The 3,956-nt window shown below is 26.8% G+C and carries 2 protein-coding genes and 1 pseudogene; 2 read left to right on the top strand and 1 reads right to left on the bottom strand.

The window, feature by feature from the left end; translation table 11 throughout:
* Positions 1–879: 879 nt before the first annotated feature.
* Positions 880–2,705 (top strand): annotated as a pseudogene (gene lepA, locus ACEW7V_RS01680) (translation elongation factor 4).
* A gap of 68 nt (positions 2,706–2,773) precedes the next feature.
* Here lepA and ACEW7V_RS01675 read toward each other — a convergent pair.
* Positions 2,774–2,932 carry a hypothetical protein gene (locus ACEW7V_RS01675; RefSeq protein WP_374695675.1) on the bottom strand — a complete coding sequence of 53 codons (159 nt, stop codon included), beginning with the start codon at positions 2,930–2,932 and terminating at the stop codon, positions 2,774–2,776.
* A gap of 661 nt (positions 2,933–3,593) precedes the next feature.
* On the opposite strand from ACEW7V_RS01675, the gene ACEW7V_RS01670 reads away from it, so the two are divergent.
* Positions 3,594–3,716: a hypothetical protein gene (locus tag ACEW7V_RS01670; RefSeq protein ID WP_374695674.1), complete on the top strand. Its 123-nt coding sequence runs from the start codon at positions 3,594–3,596 to the stop codon at positions 3,714–3,716.
* Positions 3,717–3,956 lie beyond the last annotated feature (240 nt).

The raw sequence follows: 3,956 nt of genomic DNA, 5'->3' as shown, positions 1-3,956 counted from the left end.
ATATAATAGCCAGATTTCAGTTACGTATTACTTTCCTTCATTTAATGGACAAAATCTTTGACGCTTTATATAGTATTATGACGAAATCAAACTCCTCCTTTAGATTTAGTAGGGATTTATTTTGAATCTCCTTTTGATAAGTTTGATATTAGTGATTGGAACAAATACACTTTAGATGATGTTTACAAATGAAAAATGAAAGCCAAAATGTTATTTTTTTTTGGAGAAGCCTGAATGACTAACATTTACAAAAATATCATTGTTTAAACCAGGTAATAAAAAATACCATCCTACACTTAGCACAAACCTATAAGTCCTCAAAATGCCTTAATGCTTACCGAAGAATTTATAGATAAATTCATCCCCAATTCACCTTCAAAAAATTCCAAAGAAACTGAACAATAAATTATTTAGTTAGTTCAAATACTTTTCAAAATATTTAAAACTTGCCATATTTTCAAATTAAAAACAAATTAAGATCGACTTTAAGTTGGTCTTTTTTGCTAATTATTTATTATAATTTTGCTTGCTATACTACTTATTTATTCTTATTTTATAATTTTTTTTTGTCAAAATAAAAATGTGATTTAATTGGATTTTAACATAATTTATAACTTTAATAACTTTTGAATTAGATATTAAATAATTTAATTTTACAATGATTTATAATAGTTATTTTAAAAAACTTAAAAAAGAATAAAACAACCTTAACAAACTATCAAACCCAATAACCAAAAAATAATAACTATAAAATATCATTTCACAATTAAAAACCAATAAAAATCATAAAAAATTAATTCTACCAAGCACAAACCACATTAAAACCCACAAAAACAAACTAAAACCAACCAACCTAAAATATAAAGAAATAAACAAAAAATGAACATAGAACAATTAAAAAGAAAGGCAAAGAAACGCATCCGTAATTTTTCCATTATCGCCCACATTGACCACTGTTAAATCAACTTTGGCCGACCGTATTTTTAGAATTTACAGAGCACAATTGACAAAAAGATAATGAAGGAGCAAATTTTTGGATTCCATGGACTTAGAACGCGAGCGCGGAATTACTATTAAATTAAATGCTGTAGAAATTAACTACAAGTCAAGATGGCAAAAATTATATTATGCATTTGATTGACACACCGGGACACGTTGATTTTAGTTATGAAGTATCGCGTTCTTTGGCAGCTTGCGAAGGTGCTCTTTTAATTATTGATGCTGCCCAAGGCATTTCAGCCCAAACTCTTGCCAACGTTTATTTTAGCTGTTGATAACAATTGTATATTCCCTGTTTTGAATAAAGTGGATTTAAAGCGCAGATGTTCTAAAGTTAAAGAAGAAATTAAAGAAACTTTGGGACTTGACCCTGAACAAGCCTTAATTGCAAGTGGAAAAACAGGGCTTGGAGTCATTGATATTTTGGAACAAATAGTAACTAGAATATCACCTCCTCAAGGAGAAATTCAAAAGCCCTTGCAAGCCTTAATTTTTTGATTCTTATTTTGATTCTTATAAAAGGAGTTGTGCCTTCCATTTAGAATCGTCAATGGCACAGTTAAAAAAGGCGATCAAATTCGTTTTTATGGCAAGTAATAGTGTTTATGAAGTAGTTGAAGTAGGAGTTTATAATCCCAAACAAATTGTAAAAGATTTTTGGCACCGAATTGATGTAGGTTATCTTACTGCTGCTATTAAAAGTATTAATCATGTAAGAGTTGGAGACACCATTACTTCGCAAACCAATCAAGCTTTGCTACCTTTACCGGGATACAAACAAATGAATTCAGTAGTTTTTTGTGGACTTTATCACTATCCAGAACAATAAATATGATATCCTTAAAGAAGCTTTGGAAAAAACTAAAACTCAACGATTCTTCCTTAATTTTTGAACCTGAAAGTTCTAATGCTTTGGGACTTGGTTTTAGAACTGGGTTTTGGGACTTTTGCATATGGAATTATTCAGAAAGAAATTAGTCACTTGGTTGGAGTAAAGTAATTACTACTGCTCCTTCTGTTATTATCATGTTTATTCTATAAAAGGAGAAGAAAAACTTTTAGTTGATAATCCTTCCAAACTTCCATCCACTCAAAATGATTGAACGCATTGAAGAAACCCTTCATTAAAGCTACTATTATGTGTCCTGAAATCTATATTGGTAAAAAGTAATGGAAATTTCCCAAAACAAAGAGGAGCCCTTCAAAATATTGAATATATTGATAGTCAAAGAGAGTACGATTAATTATTTGCTGCCTTTTCAGAAATTACTTATAGTTATTTTTGATAGTTAAAATCATTAACCAAAGGCTATGCTTCTTTTGATTATGAAATAGATAAATATCGTGTTTCTAAATTACAAAAAATGGATATTTTATTAAATGGAGAAATTGTTGATGCTCTATCTTTAATTGTTCATCATGATTTTGCCTATGAAAGAGGAAAGGCTATTTGTGAGGCTTTAAAAGAGTTTATTCCTAAACAAATGTTTGAAATTCCTATTCAAGCAGCTTTGGGTAAAAAATTATTGCCAGACAAACTATCAAAGCTATGCGTAAAGATGTAACAGCTAAACTTTATGGAGGCGATGTTACTCGTAAAAAAGAAATTATTAGGAGAAACAAAAAAAAAGGTAAAAAGAAAATGAAAACATTAGGAAAAGTACAATTACCTCAAAAAGCCTTTTGCTATTCTTGCTACTAAATAATTATTTGTTTCAAAGATATAAAAGAATATTGAAAACTCCTTATAATATATATGAGTTTTTTGTTTTATTTATTGTTGACATTTATATTTATTTTTGTTATTTTTGGGGGCATTTGTATTATTTTTGGATTGATTATTTTTACCATTAGGAGCAATTTGTGGTTTTGAATATATTTTACTTAAAATGAATTGGCTAAATGTTCTTCCTTTCATACTATCTACACCCATCAAAAAACGAGCAAAAAACAAATGTAAGGGATAAAAGTGTCATATCCAAAAAATAATTTCACCATAATAAGAAAATTTTTTTTTTGATTAAGGGCTAATTTGGTATTTTGTTTTAAAATACTATCTATATGAAATGAAATAAACCTCAGAAGATAACAAAATTACCAAAAAGAAAAGGAAATTAAAAATATTTCTAAATTTGAGTTTTCCAAAAAACCTATTTGCTTTTCTTCATTGTTTATCTAATTTTTGGTTTAAAAAATAATAAATTTGATTCTAAACATTTACTTGCTCTTTTCTTTTTATAATATTATAATGATTTTAAAAATAAATATTTATATTATATCAAGTTTTTTAAGTTAATATTTTGATGATGAAATGCAATAAACGAATTAAAAATACTTATTTCAACATTTTTTATGCTTTTATATGTCTCTTTAATTGTGTATTTTATTATAACATATTTTTGATAAAAACAAAGAAATTAACAAAACAATAATAAATTCATTTGGAAAACTTTTATATAATATGCTTAAAAAGCTTAAAAAAATGATAAAATAAAAGAAGATTTAAAAACAACATAAAGGAGAATATTATTTGATGTTAAATAAAGAAGATATTCAAAAAATTCTAAATTTATCTTTAGATAAGGGAGCTGATTTTGCAGAATTATTTTTTTGAAAATGCTTATTCTCATACCCTTAAAGTAATTGGCAAAGATGTAGTTTCTGCTGATACTTCTAATACTTTTGGAGTAGGAATTAAGTTTATTAAAAGGCTTTGATGAAGTTTATGGCTATACCAATAAAACTGATCTATCAAAATGTTTTATCCTTGATTTTAAATTAAAAATTTTTCAAGGAAAAGCAAATAAAGTTATTGTCTTGCAAACCGAAAAAAACCCCTTAAAAAATACTATCCAAAAACCTTATAACAGCATGACTCAAGAACAAAAGCCCAAAAATTACTTAAATTATCGGCTATTATTCAAAATTATAGCAATACGTAACTGAAATCTAAAGTA

This window comes from Areca yellow leaf disease phytoplasma (assembly GCF_041920595.1).
The sequence above is the reverse complement of the archived record's forward strand: the minus strand, read 5'-3'. Positions and strand labels throughout refer to the sequence as shown.